This window comes from Rhodoferax sp. AJA081-3 (assembly GCF_017798165.1).
In the GTDB taxonomy this organism is placed as follows: domain Bacteria; phylum Pseudomonadota; class Gammaproteobacteria; order Burkholderiales; family Burkholderiaceae_C; genus Allorhodoferax.
The window spans coordinates 4,801,924-4,822,247 of sequence record NZ_CP059068.1 but is presented as its reverse complement, the minus strand read 5'-3'; the positions used below and the strand labels follow the sequence as shown (position 1 = coordinate 4,822,247).

Below are 20,324 nucleotides of genomic sequence, written 5' to 3'. Positions count from 1 at the left end.
CGCCCATTCACACAGGGAGCAAATGTGGGCAATACCGTTACAAAAATTTGCGCGGCGCTGGTGGCGACTGCAGCATTCCAGGCGCAGGCCATTCAGATCATTAACCTGTCACCACAGGGCGAGGTGGCGCGGGTACGCCAGGTGGTGGCCAAGTTTGACGAGAGTGCTGTCAATTTTGGCGACCCCAAGGCCGAGGCGCCGTTAACGCTAAGTTGTAGCGATGCCCAGGTCACCAAGGGATCAGGCCGCTGGGTGACCGACCGCAGTTGGGCCTATGAGTTTGAGAACGACCTGCCACCGGGTGTGACCTGCAACCTGCAAGTGCGCAGCGGCTTCAAGTCTGCCAAGGGCGCAGAATTGTCTGGCCCCACCAGTTTCAAGTTCAATACCGGTGGACCCTTTGTACAAAGCACCCAGCCCTACAGCGGCAACCGCATTGACGAAGAGCAGTTTTTCACGCTGCGGCTCAATGGCCCCGCCACATTGGCCAGCGTGCAGGCCAATGTGTGGTGCTCGGTGGAGGGCCTGGGCGAACGCGTGGCCATACGCCTGATCGATGGCAAGGACCGTGCTGCCCTGCTCAAATCACAAGGGCTGGAGGCTGCAGCCGCCAAAGACCCCTTGAGCTTCATCACCATGGCCTGCAACCGCACACTCACACCATCGGCCAAAGTGCAAATCGTGTTCGGCCAGGGGGTCAGCACACCGGCCAGCGGCAGCAACGCCAATGGTGTAGCCAACTCAGTAGAGAAGCGTTTCAACTTCCAGGTGCGCGAGCCCTTTGCCGCCACCTTCAGCTGCGAGCGGGAGAATGCGCAAAGCGCCTGCCTGCCCATACGCCCCATGCGGCTCAGTTTCAATGCTCCGGTGTCGGCAAAACTGCTGGCCGCCATACGCCTGAAGTCGGACAAGGATTCCCTCAAGCCCACGCCAGACGCCAACAGCGGCGGGTCTGAGGACGAAGACACTGTGCAAAACAGCATAAGCTTCAACACCATTTTCCCTGAGCAAACCGCGTTCACCGTGGAACTGCCAAAGGGCTTCAAAGACGCTTCGGGCCGCGCACTGCGCAACGCAGACAGCTTTCCGCTCAAGGTAGCCACCGGTGCCATGCCACCCCTGGCCAAGTTTGCCGCCGCGCCCTTTGGCATCGTCGAACGTTTTGCCGAACCTGATGGCGTGGCCATGTTGCCCGTTACGCTGCGCAATGTAGAAGCGGCCCTGGCAACGCAGGGGCTCAAAGTCGAACAGGGCAAGGTCAGCACTGTCACGCCAGCTACGGATGCCGAGATCATACAGTGGTTTTTGAAGGTGCAGCGCTACGACAACTTCACGGTGTCGCGCAAGCTTGCGGCCCGGGACGTTAAGGGACCACTGCCCCAGCCAGTGGATGCATATGACAGCAACGTAGTGCAGTCGCGCATGGTCTCGTTGCTGGGCGGCCAGCCGAATGTGAAGACGCTGGACCTACCCAAACCTGCCAGCAACGACCCACGGCCGTTTGAGGTGGTAGGCATTCCGCTCGCCCCAGGTTTCCATGTGGTCGAAATCAGCTCGCAAAAGTTGGGCAGCTCGCTGCTGGATGAACGCCACGGTAGCGGCCGAACCATGGTGGTCCGCACTTCAGCCCTGGTGACCAACCTGGGCGTGCACTTCAAGCTGGGCCGTGAGAACGCGCTGGCCTGGGTGACCACGCTGGACAAAGGCACACCCGTGGCCAATGCCCAGGTGCGTGTGTCCGACTGCAGGGGCAATGAGGTGGGCAGTGCCAAGACCAATGCGCAGGGCATTGCCAACCTGAGCGGTATTTCGCCAGAGCCACCCAACTGCAATGGAGACGGCAGCTATACCAACGCCTACTTTGTCAGCGCACGTGCCCAGCAACCGGCTGGTGACGGCAAGGGCGTGGTGGACGATATGGCCTTCACCTGGAGCGACTGGAACCGCGGCATAGAGCCCTGGCGCTTCAACCTGCCCACCAGCCGCGAGGCGCGGCCCGACGAACGGGCCCACACCATCTTCGACCGCACACTGTTGCGCGCCGGCGAGACCGTGTCCATGAAGCACATCTTGCGCAGCGAAACCAGTCAGGGCTTTGGTCTGACGAAAACGCAGCCCGCCGTGCTGGTCATTACCCATGTGGGCAGTGGCCAGCAGTACACGCAAGACCTGGTGTGGCGCAAGACGGCCACGGGCGGTCAAAGTGCTGAGAACACATTCGCCATTCCCCCTGCTGCCAAGTTGGGGGTGTACCAGGTGGAGCTGCAGTCTGCCAACAACGGCGAACGCAACTTCACCACGAGCTCGTTCCGGGTCGAAGAGTTCCGTCTGCCGGTGCTTGAAGGCCGTATCACGCCCACTGAAAAGAAAGCCCTGGTCAATGTGAAGACCGTGCCCGTGGATGTGCAGATCAACTATGTGTCTGGCGGCGGTGCCAATAACCTGCCGGTGCGGGTATCGGCCCTGGTGCGTGGCAAGTACCTGAACTATGCAGACTTTTCAGAATTCAACTTCCAGGCGCCACGCGGTACCCGCGACAACCGCCCCGAAGGTGAAGAAGAACCCGACGCCACAGCCGATGCCAGGGTGATCGCCGACAAGCTTCCGCTGACGCTGGACAAGAATGGCGCCGGCAAAGTGACTGTCGACAAGGTGCCCACCAGCCGCCAGCCACAAGACCTGTTGCTGGAGGCCACCTACTCCGACCCCAACGGCGAGGTGCAAACCATTCGCAGCACACAAACCCTGTGGCCTGCGGGGGTGGTGGCCGGCATCAAGACCGAGGGCTGGGTGTCGAGCAGCCAGCGCATCAAGTTCCAGGCATTGGCATTGGACCTGTCTGGCAAGCCACAAGCCGACGTGGCCATGGAGGTCAAAGCCACGGCCCGTATCGTCACCACTACACGCAAACGCATGGTGGGAGGGTTCTACACCTATGACAACAAGACCAGCGTGAAGGAACTGGGCACGGTCTGCACCGGCAAGAGCGATTCACGTGGCCTGCTGCTGTGTGAAACCGCGCTCAATGAAGCAGGTGAGGTAGAACTGGTTGTTACCGCCAAGGACAGCGCGGGCAACAGCATACAGGCCGCATCCTCGGTCTATGTCACCAAGCAGGGCGAGCTGTGGTTCGGCGGGGAGAACCATGACCGCATCGACCTGCTGCCCGAGAAGAAGAGCTATCAGCCGGGCGAGACCGCCAAGTTCCAGGTGCGCATGCCCTTCCGCTTTGCGACCGCGCTGGTCGCCGTGGAGCGCGAAGGCATTGTGCAGACCGAAGTGGTGCAACTCAACGGCCAAGACCCGACCATTAGTCTGAAGATCAAGGACGGCTGGGGACCCAACGTGTACGTGAGTGTGCTCGCCCTGCGCGGCCGCCTGCGCGAAGTGCCGTGGTATTCGTTCTTCACCTGGGGCTACAAGGCACCGCGTGAATGGTGGACGTCCTTCTGGTACGAGGGCCGTGAATACGTGGCCCCCACTGCATTGGTGGATTTGAGCAAGCCCGCCTTCCGATTGGGGGTGGCCGAAATCCGCGTGGGTACAAAAGCCCACCAGTTGGATGTGAGTGTGAAGGCCGACAAGGAGAGCTACGCGGTGCGCAGCCAGGCCAAGGTCACGATAAGCGTCAAGTTACCCAATGGCCAACCCGCAGCGAATGCTGAAGTAGCACTGGCAGCCGTAGACCAGGCCCTGCTGGAGCTGATGCCCAACAGCAGCTGGAACCTGCTGGACGCCATGTTGCAACGCCGATCCTGGGGCGTGGAAACATCCACCGCACAAATGGAAATCATTGGCCGCAGGCACTATGGCCGCAAGGCCGTACCCGCCGGTGGTGGCGGTGGCAAGAGTGGCGCACGTGAGCTACTGGAGACCCTGTTGCTGTGGAACCCCAGCGTGAAGCTGGATGCCAATGGCCAGGCGGTAGTCAACGTGCCACTGAACGACGCATTGACCACCTTCAAGATCGTTGCCGTGGCCGATGCATCGACCGGCTTGTTTGGCACGGGCACCACCAGCATCCGTGCCACCCAAGACCTGCAGATCATCAGCGGCTTGCCACCCCTGGTGCGTGAGGACGACCAGTTCCGTGCCCAGATCACACTGCGAAATACCACCAAACAGGCGATGAAGGTCGAAGTGACCCCGCGCGCCACGCTGCTGGAGCTGCCCATGCAAACGGTGGAGATTCCCGCCGGAGACGCGCGTGAACTGGCGTGGATGGTGACCGCCCCCGCCCAACTGGCCCAAATCCGCTCCGAGGCCATCTTGTGGGAGATAGAAGCCAAAGACACGGTCAGCGGTGCACGCGATGCACTGAAGGCGCGCCAGCGCATCATCCCCGCCGTGCCACTGACAGTACAACAGGCCACACTGGTGCAGCTGGATGGTCCCTTCACGCTGGACGTAAACGCCCCAGCTGATGCGATACCGGGACGCGGGGGGCTGAAAATGTCGTTGCAACCCAAGCTGGCCGAAGGACTGCCGGGCGTGCGCGACTGGTTTGCGCGTTACCCTTTTATTTGCCTGGAGCAAAAGACCAGCAAGAGTGTCGGCCTGCGGGATGGCAAGTTATGGGAAACCGTAGCCGCACAAATCCCCAGTTATCTGGACAGCGATGGCCTGGCCAACTACTTCCCGCCACGCGATGGGGATGGCAACCGCGGCAGCGACACACTGACAGCGTACCTTCTGGCCTCCACGCACGAGGCGGCGAGCATCAACCCTGCCTTTGCGCTGAGCGACACCGTACGCGCCCCGATGGAGCGTGGTCTGATTGCGTTTGTGGAGGGTCGCATCCAACGCGACTTCTGGAGTCCGCGCAAAGACCTGGACATACGCAAGCTGGCCGCGCTGGAAGCGCTGTCGCGCTACGGCAAGGCACAGGGCCGTATGGTGGGTTCCATCACCATCGCGCCCAATCAGTGGCCCACCCATGCGGTGATTGACTGGCTCAATATCCTAAAACGTGTGCAGGATGTACCTGATCGCGACAAACGCATCGCCGAGGCCAACCAGATCCTGCGCGGCCGCATCAGCTACCAGGGCACCAAGATGATCTTCAGCACCGAGAAGGACGACTACTGGTGGTGGCTGATGCAAAACGGCGACGTCAATACCGCGCGCCTGATGCTCAGCGTGATGGATGACCCGGCCTGGAAAGACGACATGGGTCGCCTGGCCAACGGCTTTATCGGTCGCCAGCAAGCCGGCGCATGGCACACCACCACGGCCAACCTGTGGGGCGGGCTGGCACTAGAGAAGTTCTCCGCCAAGTTTGAGGCCGTCACCGTGGCGGGTTCCACCAAGGCCGCCATGAGCACGGGCACTGGCAGCGTGGAGTGGAGCAAAGTGGAGCGCATCAAGACAACGGATGCGTCGGGCGCAGCGCACCAGACAACCTGGTTTGGCGCGCCTGCATCACCCGGCAACCTGCGCAACAACAGCATGTTCCTGCCCTGGAGCAAGACACTGCCCAAGGACACCCTGAGCGTGACGCACCAGGGCCCCGGCAAGCCCTGGCTGACACTGCAGTCGGTAGCCGCGGTACAACTCAAGGAGCCCTTCAATGCGGGCTACCAGATCAAGAAAACCATCACGCCGGTGGAGCAGGCCAACAAAGCTTTGCCTGCCGGCAGCTACACACGGGGTGATGTGCTGCGCATCACGCTGGAGGTGAACGCCAGCGCCGACATGACCTGGGCCGTCATCACCGACCCCGTGCCCGGTGGCGCGACGATTCTGGGCAGCGGCCTGGGCCGCGACAGCGAGATTGCGACACAAGGGGAGAAGAAGGACGGCGATGGCTGGTTAGCGTTTGAAGAGCGCAGTTTTGAATCCTTCCGCAGCTACTACCAGTTCTTGCCCAAGGGAGTCGTGAAGATGGAATACACCATACGCCTGAACAATGTGGGCGAGTTCTCGCTGCCACCGTCGCGGGTGGAGGCCATGTATGCGCCAGAGATGTTTGGCGAGTCGCCGAATGCGCGGGTGCGGGTGGAGGCTGCAAAGTAAACGATGAGTTCACTACTATTTTGATAGCTAATCCACCATATTTCACGGGGGCTACAGCCCAATTTTCCGTAAAGGAACCCTGGCAGAATAGCCAACCCGAACAGTGGATTCACCCAGGCTTCAAGACCAATGCCCGAACCTGAATATCCTTTGCCGCAATCCCACACGCCCAAACCTGGACGGCGACGCTGGGCACGCTGGTTGCTGCCGCTTGTGATCTGGATGGGGTTGATGGCCGCTTATGGCGAATGGGCCTTTCGGCGCGCCGTCACCGCCCAGGTGGCCGGCATGCACCGTAACCTGGATGTGCTGTTACCCGCGCTGGAGAGCGCCATCACCCGGTACCAGGATTTTCCATATGCCGTGGCACGGGACCGGTTGGCTTGGGATTTTTTGGCAGACGCGCAGAATGTGCATTTGCAGGACAAGTTTGACCCCTACCTGCAAGACGTTAACCGTCGCCTGGGAACCGAGTTGCTGGTGCTGCTGGATGTCAAAGGTGAGGTGGTCGCTTCCAGCAACTGGCAATCCCGCCTGAACCAGGCCCCCGAGAATTATTCGGATCGCCCGGAGTTCAAACAGGCCCGCGCCGGGAGGCTTGGCCTGAGCTACGCCGTCGATGCGCGCACGGGCTTGGCTGGCCTTCACATCGCACAACCGGTACAAAACGGAGACACCGTTATTGGCGTGATGGTTCTGACCGTGCGCCTGGATGCCGTTCAAAGCGCCTGGCGCCAGCGCGGCAGCCCGGTTGTGCTGGCGGACGACCTTGGCGTCGTTTTCCTCAGCTCGGAGCCGGACTGGTTGTACACCACCACCGAGCCCTTGGGGGCTGACGTGGTCCAACAGCTGAACGCCTCGCGGCAGTATGGCAAGAGTCGGACCTTTGCACCCATACCGTGGCGGGTAAAGCGCGACAAGGCCGACGGCCACTACGAGGTGTCCACCACCATCCAGGGCGTTGAGCGGGACTTTCTAGCGCTGGATACCCGGCTGGGTCAATGGCCATGGACACTGATCCAGATTTCGGATGTGGCCACTACCAAAGGCGAGCGCTGGAGCGCCATCACATCGGCCACGCTAGCCAGCGGATTTGTGCTGTTTGCCGCCATGTACCTGCGCCAACGGGAGAAGCGCTTTCGGGAATTGCGCAGTGCCCGCGAGCAACTGGAGCAGCGGGTGCGCGAACGCACCAAAGACCTGGAGGAGGAAGTCAGCTTCCGCAAGGCCATGGAAGACTCGCTGCTGGTGGGCGTGCGGGCGCGCGACCTGGAAGGCCATGTGATCTATGTCAACCCTGCCATTTGCGAGATGACCGGCTACCGCGCTGACGAATTGCTGGGGCGCCTGCCACCCTACCCCTACTGGCACCCGGACGAAACAGAAAAACACTGGGCTGACAACCGTGCCGACCTGAGTGGTCGGGCAGGCTTGACCGGCTACGAGTCGCGCTTTCGCCACCGGGACGGCCACGATGTATTCACGATGATCTACACCACGCCGTTGATAGACGCTGCGGGCACACACAAAGGCTGGATGAGTTCGGTCGTCGATATCACTGCACAAAAACGCGCCGAAGAGCAGCAACGCCAGCATGTCGAACAAATGCAGCGCGCCGGACGCCTGGCCAGCCTGGGCGAAATGGCGTCGACCCTGGCGCACGAGATCAACCAGCCGCTGATGGCCATGGCCAGCTTTGCAAGCGCGGCGCGCGTTTATTCGGAACAGAATAAGCCAATCCAGTTGGTGGAAAGCTTGGACTCCATCAAGGCGCAGGCTCTGCGGGCTCGCACCATCATTGACCGCATCCGGCTGGCTGCCAAACAACAGACACCGGGCTTTCAACCCTGTGATCTGCATGCGGTAGTCACCAATGTGCTGGCACTCATGCGCTTTGACCTGCGCCAGCGCAAAGCCCGCGTGCTGGTGCACTATGCCGACCCCCTGCCGCACGTGCATGCAGATCGAGTAATGCTTGAACAAGTCGTCATGAACCTGATAGTCAACGGCCTGCAGGCCATGCAGGCAACACCAGTGGCCAAGCGCGTAGTTGACATTCGGGTGGGGGCAGATGCCACACTGGTCTGGATCCGTGTTGCGGATAACGGCACGGGCATCGCGCCGGAAATTGCAAGTCAGCTTTTTCAGGCATTTTTCACAACCAAGCCGGATGGCTTGGGCCTGGGCCTGAAGATCTGCCGCACCATACTGGAGGGACATGGCGGCCGCCTCGAATTTGAAAATAAGCCCCAAGGTGGAACCATTTTCACTGCCTACCTACCCATAGCACCATGAACAACGTTCATTTGAATCTCTACATTGTTGACGACGACGAAGCTGTTCGCACCGGTCTGGGTAGCCAGTTCGTTGCCCGGGGCTACTCGGTGCGTGCATTCAAGTCGGGTGAACTTTTTCTGACCGCGGTTTCTGCAGCGTCGGAGGGGGTTGTCATCCTGGACCTGCGCATGGACCCGGGCATGGGGGGCATTGCCGTATTCAATACGTTGCGCGCCATGGGTTGCCCGCTGCTGGTCTTGTTTCTGTCGGGGCATGGCACCATTCCGCAAGCCGTTCAAGCCGTCAAGGACGGGGCATTCGGCTGGTTGCCCAAACCCTGCGACGAGACCGAGTTGCTGGATCAGGTTCAGCGCGCCATGCAAACCGCCACAGCCGACAGCATTCGGCGCAGCAACCAGCGCAGCGCACGGAAATTGTGGGACACCCTGACGCCGCGAGAAGTCGACACCGCCTTGCTCGACGCGCTGGGAAAAACCGCCAAGGAGATTGCAAAAATACTCACGACGCGGGACCCGAATCGCCCCATCAACTACCGCACGATTGAGAACTACCGCTCCAACGTGTACTTGAAGCTGGGCGTGGAAAACAGCAATGAATTGCAAAAATTCTTGCGCGACAACGGCCTGGCCGACGCCTGAGCTTGTGACCACGACCAGAGTTTTACATTCCCCGCAGCGGCACCATGGCCGCGCCATAGGTCCCCATTAACTCAAACCGGCCATACGCCAGTTGGGCCTGCAGCGCTGGCAGATCCAACTGGGTGGGCGACATGACGGCCATCAAGTAGGCCACCCCGGTCGGGCCGCGGGCGGGCAGTTGCCAGTTGCCGCGGGGCAGATCGATGTAACCGGCGCCCATGAAGTTGGCATCGTCCATTGCATTGGGGAACACCAAACGCAGGGCCTTGCCATCGCTGTCCAGCTGCAACAAGTAGACAAAACCAGCGGTGTTCGAAAACACACGCAGCTTCAGCACCTCGCCCTGTTTGACCGGGTTGGCGGCGGGCTGTACCCGCACCTGTAGCGCGGGTGTGGCCTTGCGCAGCACACCATCCATGCGCTGCAGCCAATTGGCGTCTACTGGCGCATCTTTGGACGGTACGGCGCAGCCACCAAACACCAGTACCAAACCCAGGGCACAGCCCGCAACGGTGGTAGAAACTTTTGTCATGCAAAAGGATACCATTCGGTTTTTTCAACACCTCCATGCAATCCCGCAGCCTGCTCATCCTGTCGACCCTCGCCGTTGTGGTGCTCTGGCAGGTGCCCTATGGCCGCCAGTTGTTGTACCCGCTGACGCTGCTGGCCACCTATGCACACGAGATGGGGCACGGCATCACGGCGATGCTGACCGGTTCAGAGTTTGACCATCTGGTACTGAATGCCGATGGCTCGGGCATGGCTGCATGGCGCGGCAACCCGGGGCGCCTGGCCACCGCCTTGATAGCTGCCGGTGGTCTGGTGGGGCCTACCTTCGCCGGTATTGGCCTCTTGCTTGTGTCTCGCAAGCCGCGCTTTGCGCGCACGGTTCTGGCCAGCGTGGCGGCCCTTATCGTGGTGACGGTGGTGCTGTGGTCGCGCAATGTGTTTGGCGTGGCTTTTTTGCTGGCCGTGGCCGCCACCCTGGGCATTGCCGCGCGGTTGCTGTCCCCCGCCGCTGCGGCGTTTGTATTGCACTTCATCGCGGCCACGTTGTGCCTGTCGTGGTTCAACCACTTGGGGTATCTGTTCTCGGCGCAGGCCGTTGTCAACGGTGTGGCCATGCCATCGGACAGCAGCGTCATTGCCCAGGCCCTGTGGCTGCCGTATTGGTTCTGGGGCGGTGTGGTGGCGCTGTTTTCTTTGGCCGTTGCCGCCTGGGGCGTCTCCAGAACCTAGGCGGCCAAATGGGCTGCCGCCAGCAAAGCCTTGGTGTAGGGCTGCTGCGGCGCATCAAACAGGGCCTGGGCTTCGCCCTCTTCGATCACGCCCCCGTTTTTCATCACCATGACCCGGTGCGACATGGCGCGCACAACCGCCAGGTCGTGGCTGATGAACACATAACTCAGGCCATACCGCTGCTGCAACTCGGCCAGCAGCTTGAGCACCTGCTGCTGCACCGACACGTCCAGCGCCGAAGTGGGTTCGTCCAGCACCAGCACCTCGGGGCGCAGCACCATGGCGCGTGCAATCGAAATACGTTGGCGCTGTCCACCGGAAAACTCATGCGGGTAACGCTGCATCGCATTGGTCACGCCGCTGCGCTCACTCAAACCCACTTCGTCCAACATTTGCAGCACCAGCGCGTCGCGTGCCGCCTTGTCCAGGTCTGTGCGGTGCAGCGCCAGGCCCTCACCCACAATCTGGCCCACGGTCATGCGCGGGCTCAGCGATGCAAACGGGTCTTGGAACACCACCTGCATGCGTTTGCGCATGGCCTGCAGAGCCTTGCGGTCCGCGTTGTCTATGCGTTCGCCACCCATCGCAATTTCGCCCCCGGAAATCTGCTGCAGCGACAACAGGGCCATACCCAGCGTGGTCTTGCCGGAGCCGGACTCACCCACAATGCCCAGCGTCTCGCCCCGGCGCAGTTGTAGCGTAGCCCCCGCCACGGCCTTGAAGTGGCGTTTGCCAAACCAGCCCTCGGCGCTGCTGAAGCTGACCGCAACATCTTTGCCCGACAACAACACCGGCGCATCCGGCTGCAAATCGACCACCACACGCTGCGGCCGGCTGGCCATCAGCTTTTGGGTGTAGGCGTGTTGCGGGTTGGCAAAAACGGCTTCGGTATCGCCAATCTCCACCAGTTTGCCGCGCTCCATCACACCCACACGGTGCGTGAAGCGCCGCACCAGATTCAGGTCGTGGGTGATGAACAGCAGGGCCATGCCCATGTCGCGCTGCAGCGCATCCAGCAGGTCCAGAATCTGGGCCTGGATGGTCACGTCCAACGCCGTGGTGGGCTCATCACAAATCAACAGTTTGGGGCGGCAGGCCAATGCCATGGCGATCATGGCGCGTTGGCGCTGACCACCCGAGAGCTGGTGCGGGTAGTAGTCGATGCGGCGCTCGGGCTCGGGTATGCCGGTCTGGGCCAGCAGCTCAATGGCGCGCGCTCGGGCGGCATTGGGGCGCATGGCTTCGTGCAGCTCCAGCACTTCTCCAATCTGGTTGCCCACGGTGTACAGCGGGTTCAGTGCCGTCATAGGCTCCTGGAAGATCATGCCGATGTCGCCACCGCGGATCGCACGCATCTCGCGTTCACTCTTGGTCAGCAAGTCGGCACCGTTGAAACGGATGGCACCCGTGGTGGTGGCCGCATCGGCCAGGCGCAGGATGGACATTGCCGTGATGGACTTACCTGAACCGGATTCACCGACCAGCGCAAACTTCTCGCCAGGGCGAATGGCGAACGACACGTCATTGACAACAGTGGATGACCCGAAGCGCACCGTCAGGTGCTCGATATCCAATAGATTGGGCTGGCTACTCATCATGATTTACGTGTGTCGAAGGCGTCGCGTAGGGCGTCGCCGATAAAGGTGAGCAGCGTCATCGAGACGGTGAGAACCAAAAAGGTGGGGACGATGATCCACCAGGCATCCAGCCAGTCCTTGCCCTGGTTTAACAATTCACCGAGGGACGGCACGCTGGACGGCACTCCCAGGCCCAGAAAGTCCAACGACGTCAGTGCAAAGATGGCACCACTCATGCGAAACGGCAGGAAGGTGATGACTGGCGTCAACGAGTTGGGCAACACATGGCGGCGGATGATTTGCAGGTTGGACAGACCCAAGGCACGTGCCGCCTTTACAAACTCCAGATTGCGGTTGCGCAAAAACTCAGCACGCACATAGTCCGACAAACCGATCCAGCCAAAGAGCGACAACAGTATCAGGAGCAGCAACAAAGACGGCTCAAAAATGGACGCCACGATGATCAGCAAGTACAGCTCGGGCACCGCACCCCAAATCTCGATCAAGCGCTGCACGGTCAAATCCATACGACCACCAAAGTAGCCCTGGATGGCACCCATGACCACACCAATCAACGTGCCGGCCACAGTGAGTGCGATTGCAAACCAGATGCTGACCCGAAACCCATACAGCAGGCGCGCCAACATGTCGCGCCCGAACTTGTCAGTGCCCAGCCAGTTGTCCGCATTGGGGGCCGCCGGGTTGGGGTTCTTGCTGAAGTAGTCGATCGACATGGCCGAATGCGGGTTGATGGCACCCACTTTCCAGTTACCCGGTTGCGCCAGCAGGCCGGTGATGAACGGGTCTTTCCAGTCCGCTGGCGTGGCGAAATCACCATCCAATGCCTGGTCACTGGGATTGTTCAGGATCGGGAAATAGGTGGTGCCATTGACCTTGGCCACAAAGGGTTTGTCATTGCTGACCAGCTCACCAAAGGTGGCCAGCACCAGCAACACCGAAAACAACCACAGGGACAGATAACCCATGCGGTTGCGCTTGAAACGGGCCCAGGCACGCTGGCCTGGGGAGCGGGAGACGTCTGCAACTGCGCTCATCGTGACACCGCCTCAAACTGCACCCGTGGGTCAACAACCACGTACAACATATCCGCCACCAATTTCACCACCAGACCTAGCAAGGTAAAGACATACAGGGAGCCCAGCACTACGGGGTAGTCACGGCGAATCACCGCCTCATAACCGAGCAAGCCCAGGCCATCCAACGAAAACAGGGTTTCGATCAACACCGAGCCGGCAAAAAAAGCGCCAATGAACGCCGCAGGCAAACCGGTCACCAGCGGGATCAATGCGTTGCGGAAGATATGTTTGTAGAGCACGCGGTCTTGGCTCAAGCCCTTGGCGCGGGCCACCAATACATATTGTTTGCGGATCTCTTCCACAAAGGTGTTTTTGGTCAGCAAGGTGATGGTCGCAAAACTACCAATGGTCAGACAGGTCAGTGGCATGGCCAGATGCCAGAAGTAGTCTTTTATCTTGCCACCCCAGGTGAGGTCGGCCCAGTTGTCGGAGGTGAGGCCACGCAGCGGCAATACATCCCAGAACGAACCACCGGCAAACAACACGATCAGCAACACACCCAGCACAAAACCTGGAATGGCAAAGCCTACCAACACGAGCAAGGTGGTCACATTGTCAAATGCACTGCCTTCGCGCACCGCCTTGGTGATGCCCATGGGAATGGATATCAGATACGAGATCAAAAAGGCCCACAAACCCAGGCTAATGGAGACCGGCAGTTTGTCCTTGATCAGGGTCCAGACATCCTTGTTCTGCATGAAGCTGCGACCCAGGTCGAAGCGTGCAAAGTTACTGAGCATTTCGAAATAGCGCACATGTGCGGGCTTGTCAAAGCCGTACAGCTTCTTCAGTTCCTCCATCTGCTTCTTGCTGATATCGCGGCCAGCCTTGTAGGATCCACCACCGTCACCGCCCTTCTGCGAAGCACGGGCTTCGGCCATCACTTGCTCTACCGGCCCGCCGGGTACAAACTGGATCACGATAAAAGTCACTGTCAGCACACCCAGCAGCGTGGGCACCATCAGCAGGAGTCGTTTAAAAAGATAGGCAAACATGCTGTGTTACTTCCGCGGTGCGGCGTCGCCGGGTTCTTGGTTCCACCAGGTCCACAGGGGCCATGGAGGTGTACTGGCTTCGAGGAAATTGTCTGCAGAAAAAACCTTGGCCTGCGTCTTGGGCATGCCAAAGCGGTTGCGGTACGAGATTTGCTCTTCGGCCACGAATATCTGTGGCACTTGCCAAAAATTCCACATCACGACCCGGTCAAAGGCCCGCGTGGCAGTGCGTAGTTCGTCCAGATTGGTCGCCGCGCCTATACGCTCGGTCAATGCATCCACGGCACGGCTCTTCACACCACGGGCGTTGTTGTTTCCAGGTTCATCTGCCGACTTGCTGCCATAGAGCGAAGCCAATTCCGCAGCGTTGGGAAGAGTGAAGTCGGGCTCCACAATGATGATGAGATCAAAGTCATATTGCTCCAACCGTCGGCGGAACAAGGCAAAGTCGACGATGCGCTCTTTCATGCTGATGCCCAGTTTTTCCAGGTTGCGCTGGTAGTCAATCAAAGTGCCGGGCAGGTTAGACGACATGTACTCGAATTCAAACGCCTCACCTTTGGCATTGCGTAATTTGCCGTCGGTGGCAACTTTCCATCCCGCTTGCGCCAACAGGTCCCGTGCCTTGCGCAGGTGCTCCCGCAAAGCATTGGGACTAGTTAGGTTATCCGGCGGCACAAATGCAGGACCAAAGACTCGGGGTGGTAACTCGGCACGGAAAGGCTCCAGCAGCGCCAGCTCCTCAGCAGACGGCGTGCCGGTGGCGGCAAATTGGGAGTTGTTGAAAACGCTGTAGCTGTGGGTAAACGTGCCGTACTGGTTGTATCGGTCAAAGTCCCATGCCAGCATAAGCGCCTCGCGCACCCGAATGTCTTGAAACAGGGGGCGGCGCGTGTTCAGGTTCAAGGACTGCAAGCCCTGACCAGTCTCAGTCTTAAATGCTTTTTTGATCAGGGTGCCGTTGTCCCACTTGGGGCCTTTATGTTTGCGCACCCAGGAACTAGCACGATAGTCCTTGAAGATATCAAACTCACCCGCTTTGAAGGCCTCCCAAGCTACCGCATGGTCGCTGTACATGCGGTAACGCACCCGGTCAAAGTTGAAGTGGCCGCTGCGCGAGGGAAGGTCTTTGCCCCAATAGTCTGTGGTACGTTTAAAAACGATACGGCTGGGCATTTCATAGGTATCGATGACATAGGCGCCGGTAGCGATCGGCTCATCGGTCACCACCTCGTCAAACTTCTTGCCGGCACCCCATTTGTGCGAAAAAACCCACATGCTTCCCGCGGCAAAAACCGCGTTCACAGACTTGGCCGACAGGTCAATACGCACCGTGCGTTCATCCACCACTACAGCGCGTTCCAGGTCCGCTACTTCGGCCTGGGTGTCGGGCCCTGCTTCCTTGCTCTTGAGCCGCTCCAACGAGTAGACAACGTCCTTGGGAGTGACCGCATCGCCGTTACTAAACCTCGCTTTGGGGTTTATGCGAAACGATATGGATGACAGGTCGGGCGCGACAAAAAACGATTCGGCCAGCAGGCCATACATCGCCAAAGGTTCGTCCATGGACCGGATGGCCAGCGACTCGAATACGAATATCTTCATCGCGGCCGGTGCGTTACCCCGAGTAGTGAACGGATTGAACTTGTCGAAGCTGGTGCGCCGGTCCGGCTGTTTCAGGTTCAGCGTGCCGCCCTTGGGTGCGTCCGGTTTGACGTACTCAAAGTGTTTGAAGTCGGCCGGGTACTTGGGCGGCACATAGGCCGATATGGCGTGTGTCCAGACACCCGTTTGAATAGGTGCTACTGGCGCTTTTATCAGAGGCGGTTTGGATGAAACCGGGGCTGCGGATGCGGCAAAGGCAGGGGTAGCGCCCAGGGCCAGACTCATTGTGAGAGAAAGGCAAACACCGACAAAGCCCGACCCGATACGAGTGGGGATATTTAGCATGGCGCGTATGGTAGTGCATAGGGCGCGCGATTCGCGCGCCCATTCGTAGTGGTTTGTACCGGGCAAGCACGGCCCGTACCAACCCTATGCCAGGGGCGCTGCCGCAGGCTCCACGCCCGTTTTTTGCGCCCCAAACCGGCGTTTGAACCAGCGTGGCAGGTTGTCCAGGTAGGTATACAACACCGGCACCACGACCAGCGTCAGCAGGGTGCTGGTGATCAGCCCGCCAATGACCGCGCGGCCCATTGGCGCCTGAGCCTCACTGCCCTCCCCCCAGCCAATGGCCATGGGCAACATGCCAAAAATCATGGCCAGCGTGGTCATGATGATGGGCCGCAGCCGCACCTGGCCGGCACGCAACACGGCGTCATGCTGGTTGAGGCCCTCACGCTGCGACTGGTTGGCAAAGTCCACAAGCAAAATCGCGTTCTTCACCACCAGGCCCATCAGCATGATGAAGCCGATGATGGAGAACAGGTTCAACGTGGAGCCCGTCAATATCAACGCCGCCATCACACCCACCAGTGTGAACGGCAGCGAGGCCATGATGGCGATGGGCTGCAAGAAGCTGGCAAATTGTGACGCCAGGATGAAGTAGATGAAGATCACCGCCAGCACCATGGCCACCATGGCGGCGGCGCCGGCCTCGTCGTTCTGCTCGGCCTCGCCCTTGATGTCAAACCGGTAGCCTTGGGGCAGGTTGATGGCCTGCACCACCTTCTTCACCTCCTTAGCCGCGTCGCCTGTGGGGCGACCTTCCACATTCGCGTAGATGCCCACGCGGCGCTCCAGGTTCTGGCGTTTGATGACCTGCGGGCTGGTTGATGGGATGAATTCCACCACCTGGCGCAGCGGCACCATGATGGGTGTGCCGTTGGCATCCACCCGGCTGGTGGAGATGTACAAGTCGCCCAGATCTGAAAGCTTTTGCCGGCCCGATGGGGGCAGTTGCACATTCACCTCGTAGTTCTGGCCATCGGGCGCCAGCCAGTTGCTGACCTGGTCGCCATTGACAAAGGGGCGCAGCGCACTGCCCACACGCTCCAGCGACAGACCCAGGTCACTGGCCGCCGCCTGGTTGACCTTGATGATGACCGCAGGGTTGGCGGCCTGCAGGCTGTGCTCCAGGTCCACAATGCCCGGCACCGCACGTATCTGGCCCATGACATCGTCCAGCAGCTTGGGCAGCTCCGCAGAGGCAGGGCCGATCAGGTTGATCCAGATGGGCTTGTCAAAGCCCAGCGAAGGTTCTATGCCGGGAATGCTTTTCAGACGCTCCCGTACCGCGGTCTCTACCTCTTTCTGGCTGCGCCGCACGGTAGTGCGTTTGTCTACCAGCTTGATCAGCAACTCGGCCTCGTTGCGGTTGTTGTTACCCACCGTGGTGCTGACCAGCTCGATCTCAGGGAACTCCTTGATGGCCTGCTCCACCTGGCGCACCTTGTTGTCGGTATAGAGCAGGCTGGTGCCCACCGGCGTCTTGATCTTAAGGGCGAACACACCCTGGTCGGTCTTGGGCATGAATTCACCACCCACCAGCGGCACCAGTCCCAGGCTGGCCGCAAAAATGGCGGCCGCCACGGCCAGCGTGGTCTTGCGGCGCACCAGCGTGCGCTCCAGCAGGCGCCCGTAGACGACGTGTAGCCAATCCACCCGGTGCTCCACCCGCTCCATCAAACGGCCCAACCAGGGTGCCCAGCTGAAGCGCGACTCCACCGGGTCTTTCCACACCGATGACAGCATCGGGTCCAGCGTGAAGCTGACAAACAGCGACACCAGCACCGCCACGGTGACGGTAATGCCAAACTGAAAAAAGATCTTGCCGATGATGCCGGTCATGAAGGCCACGGGGATAAACACCGCGCAGATGGCCAGCGTGGTAGCCAGCACGGCCAGGCCAATCTCTTGGGTACCGTCGCGGGCCGCAGTCACATGGTCCTTGCCCATGCCCACGTGGCGCACGATGTTTTCGCGCACCACAATCGCGTCGTCAATCAGCAGGCCGATACACAGCGACAAGGCCATCAGCGTCACCGCGTTGATGGTGAAGCCAAAGGCATACATGGCGATAAAGGTGGACACCACCGAGATCGGCAGTGTGATGCCGGTGATGATGGTGCTGCGCCACGAGTGCAGGAACAAAAACACGATCAGGATGGTCAGCAGGCCGCCTTCCACAATGGTGCTTTTGACGCTAGCCAGTGACTTCTTGACGTAACTTGCGTTCTCGGAGATGGGGCGTATCTCCACATCGGGCGGCAGCTGCTTGCGCAGGTTCTCCACCGCCTTGGCCACGTCGTCACCCACCACCACCAGATTCGCATCCTGCGTTTTGAACACGCTCAGGGTCAGCGCGGGCTGGCCGTTGATGCGGCCAATGGACTGCAGCTCTCGTTCACCGTCCTTGATGGTGGCCAGCTGGTCCAGCGTGACCGCTGTGCCGTTGCGCCGCGCCACGATGATGTGGCGAAAGGCGTCCACACTCTTGAGCTTGCCCTCTACCCGCACCAGCTGCTCCTGCTCGGTGGCACGCAGCGAACCGGCCGGCATGTCCTGGTTGATCTGGCGGACGGCAGTAACAATTTCGTCCACACCAATCTGGTAGGCCAGCATCTGCTGGGGCTTGAGCGAGATGGACACCTGGCGCTGCACCGCGCCGCCCATCGTCACCTGGCCCACACCAGACACACCCTGCAAGCGCTTGACAATTTGCTGGTCGGCAAAGGTGGACAACTCGCGCATGCTGCGCGTATTGGACAACACGCCAAAGGTGGCCGTGGGCTCGGCATTGTCAAACTGGCCACGCACGATCAGCGGGTCTTTGGCATCCCGCGGAAACATGGGTCGAATCTGCGCCACCTTGTCGCGCATGTCCTGCACGGCCTTGGTCATGTCGGTGGACAGCGCGAATTCGGTCCAGATTTCGGCGCGGCCTTCCAGCGAGTTGCTGAAGATATTGCGCACGCCGTTCACGGTGTTGACCGCCTCTTCCAGCGGCTTGACCAGGTCGGCCTCTACCTGTTCGGGCGATGCGCCGGGGTAACGCACCTGCATCCAGATGCCGGGCACCTGGATGTCGGGCATCTGCTCCACGCCCAGGCGGCTGTAGGAGATAACGCCCAGCACCATCAGGGCCAGCATGACCATGGTGGCGAAGACGGGCTGGTTGATACTGGTTTTGGTGATCCACATAAGGTGTTCCCTCTACTCAGGCGGGCTTGGCTGCGCTGGCGGGCACTGCGGCCGGTGCGGCATTGGCACGCACCACGGCCGGGGCGCCCACCTTCAGACTGCCCATACGCACGCGGACCACATCCGCCCCCTGGGCCAGGCCGCTGTTCACTTCGACCAGGCCATTTACCTCGTCTCGCGCACCCAGGCCCACGGCCTTCTTGGCGATCTTGCCGGCCTCCACAGTGAACACATAATTTTGTCCGGCCTCTTCAAACAGCGCGGTAGCGGGGACCACGGGCACGGGTTTGGATTGCGACAGCGTGATCTGCCCCTGGGCAAACATGCCGCCCTTGAGCAAACCGCTGGTATTGGGCACGGCCACAAAGAGCTTGATGGCGCGCGAGCCGGCATCCGCCACGGGGTTGATGCGCTCCACCTTGCCGTCAAACGTGCGGTCGCCAAAACCGTCCACGGTAAAACGCACGGCCTGGCCCAGCGCAATGCTGGCGATGTCGGATGCGGGCACAGAGGCCTCCAGCTCCAGGCGTGACAAATCCACAATCGCCACCAAGGCGGCGTCGGGCAACACCCGCTCGCCCCCATTGACCATGCGTTTGGACACCGTGCCGCTGATGGGGGCGCGCACCACGGCGTCGTCCATCGCCTTCTTGGCCAGCTGCACCTGGGCATCGCTCCAGCGCACGGCGGCCTCGCTACCCTGGTAGGTGCTGAGCAGTTGGTCAAAGGCGCTTTGCGAGATGAAGTTCTGCTTCAGCAGGGCCTGGTTGGTGTCGCGGTTGCGCTCGGCAATGGCCAGCTTGGCGCGCCGCTCGGCCTGATCGGCCTGGGCCGCATCCAGCCGGGTGCGCAGGTCGGTGGTGTCCAGCTCGGCCAGCACATCGCCCTGTTTAACATTCATGCCTTCGCGCACCAGCACTTTGCGCACTTCACCGGCCACGGTGGCTTTTACCACGGCCTGGGTAACGGGTGTCAGCGTGCCCGACACACTGCTGGTGCGCACCAGAGGCTGCAAGGCGACCTTGGCAATGTCAGCCGGGGTGAACTCCAGCGTGACGGCGGGTGCATTTTTTTTGGCCGCATCGGCCGAACGGGCTGCGGAATTCTTGGAGACAAAAAAAGCTGCTGTGCCACCCACAACAACCAAGGCGGTCACGGCCAGCCAGACCAGCTTGCGCCGTGCGGGGTTTCGGTTGGTAGCGGAAAGTGTGGGGTGTTGCATGGGTGACTCCTCCTGCGGCTTTTGGGTAAAGCCATCGTGGGTATATACCTGTTGAGCCCAAAATTGTAGGCTGTCGAGAAGATAGGGGCTGCGGCCCCAAC

11 protein-coding genes are annotated in these 20,324 nt (G+C 60.5%); 4 read left to right on the top strand and 7 right to left on the bottom strand.

The window, feature by feature from the left end:
- Positions 1–24 precede the first annotated feature (24 nt).
- The 3 genes from HZ993_RS22565 to HZ993_RS22555 all read left to right on the top strand — a co-directional run bounded on the left by HZ993_RS22565 (position 25) and on the right by HZ993_RS22555 (position 8,951).
- Entirely contained in the window at positions 25–6,015 is a 5,991-nt protein-coding gene (locus HZ993_RS22565; RefSeq protein ID WP_245213729.1) for an alpha-2-macroglobulin, read from the top strand.
- Between the two features lie 129 nt (positions 6,016–6,144).
- Positions 6,145–8,310: a PAS domain S-box protein gene (locus tag HZ993_RS22560; RefSeq protein ID WP_209394940.1), complete on the top strand. Its 2,166-nt coding sequence runs from the start codon at positions 6,145–6,147 to the stop codon at positions 8,308–8,310.
- A complete protein-coding gene (locus HZ993_RS22555) occupies positions 8,307–8,951 on the top strand; it encodes a response regulator transcription factor (protein ID WP_209394939.1) in 645 nt (214 codons plus the stop codon). The genes HZ993_RS22560 and HZ993_RS22555 overlap by 4 nt, the downstream gene beginning before the upstream one ends.
- Positions 8,952–8,973: 22 nt before the next feature.
- Here HZ993_RS22555 and HZ993_RS22550 read toward each other — a convergent pair whose 3' ends face one another.
- On the bottom strand, positions 8,974–9,483 hold the full coding sequence (locus tag HZ993_RS22550; protein WP_209394938.1) for a DUF4384 domain-containing protein: 510 nt from the start codon (positions 9,481–9,483) through the stop codon (positions 8,974–8,976).
- Positions 9,484–9,518: 35 nt separating this feature from the next.
- On the opposite strand from HZ993_RS22550, the gene HZ993_RS22545 reads away from it, so the two are divergent.
- Positions 9,519–10,190 carry a M50 family metallopeptidase gene (locus tag HZ993_RS22545; RefSeq protein ID WP_209394937.1) on the top strand — a complete coding sequence of 224 codons (672 nt, stop codon included), beginning with the start codon at positions 9,519–9,521 and terminating at the stop codon, positions 10,188–10,190.
- Here the strand turns inward: HZ993_RS22545 and HZ993_RS22540 are convergent.
- The 6 genes from HZ993_RS22540 to HZ993_RS22515 form a co-directional block, all read right to left on the bottom strand.
- On the bottom strand, positions 10,187–11,788 hold the full coding sequence (locus HZ993_RS22540; protein ID WP_209394936.1) for an ABC transporter ATP-binding protein: 1,602 nt from the start codon (positions 11,786–11,788) through the stop codon (positions 10,187–10,189). The genes HZ993_RS22545 and HZ993_RS22540 overlap by 4 nt on opposite strands.
- On the bottom strand, positions 11,785–12,822 hold the full coding sequence (locus tag HZ993_RS22535) for an ABC transporter permease (protein ID WP_209394935.1): 1,038 nt from the start codon (positions 12,820–12,822) through the stop codon (positions 11,785–11,787). The genes HZ993_RS22540 and HZ993_RS22535 overlap by 4 nt, the downstream gene beginning before the upstream one ends.
- Positions 12,819–13,859 (bottom strand): microcin C ABC transporter permease YejB, encoded by a 1,041-nt coding sequence (locus tag HZ993_RS22530; RefSeq protein WP_209394934.1) that lies wholly within the window; start codon positions 13,857–13,859, stop codon positions 12,819–12,821. Before HZ993_RS22530 ends, HZ993_RS22535 begins: the two co-directional genes overlap by 4 nt.
- 6 nt (positions 13,860–13,865) lie before the next feature.
- Positions 13,866–15,749, bottom strand: a complete 1,884-nt coding sequence (locus HZ993_RS22525; protein WP_209394933.1) for an extracellular solute-binding protein — start codon at positions 15,747–15,749, stop codon at positions 13,866–13,868.
- Between the two features lie 144 nt (positions 15,750–15,893).
- The gene (locus HZ993_RS22520) at positions 15,894–19,001 is read right to left on the bottom strand and encodes an efflux RND transporter permease subunit (RefSeq protein WP_209394932.1); all 3,108 of its coding nucleotides are present in this window, start codon (positions 18,999–19,001) and stop codon (positions 15,894–15,896) included.
- Between the two features lie 16 nt (positions 19,002–19,017).
- Complete coding sequence (locus HZ993_RS22515; protein ID WP_209394931.1) at positions 19,018–20,223, bottom strand: efflux RND transporter periplasmic adaptor subunit; 1,206 nt, start codon at positions 20,221–20,223, stop codon at positions 19,018–19,020.
- Between the last annotated feature and the right edge of the window lie 101 nt (positions 20,224–20,324).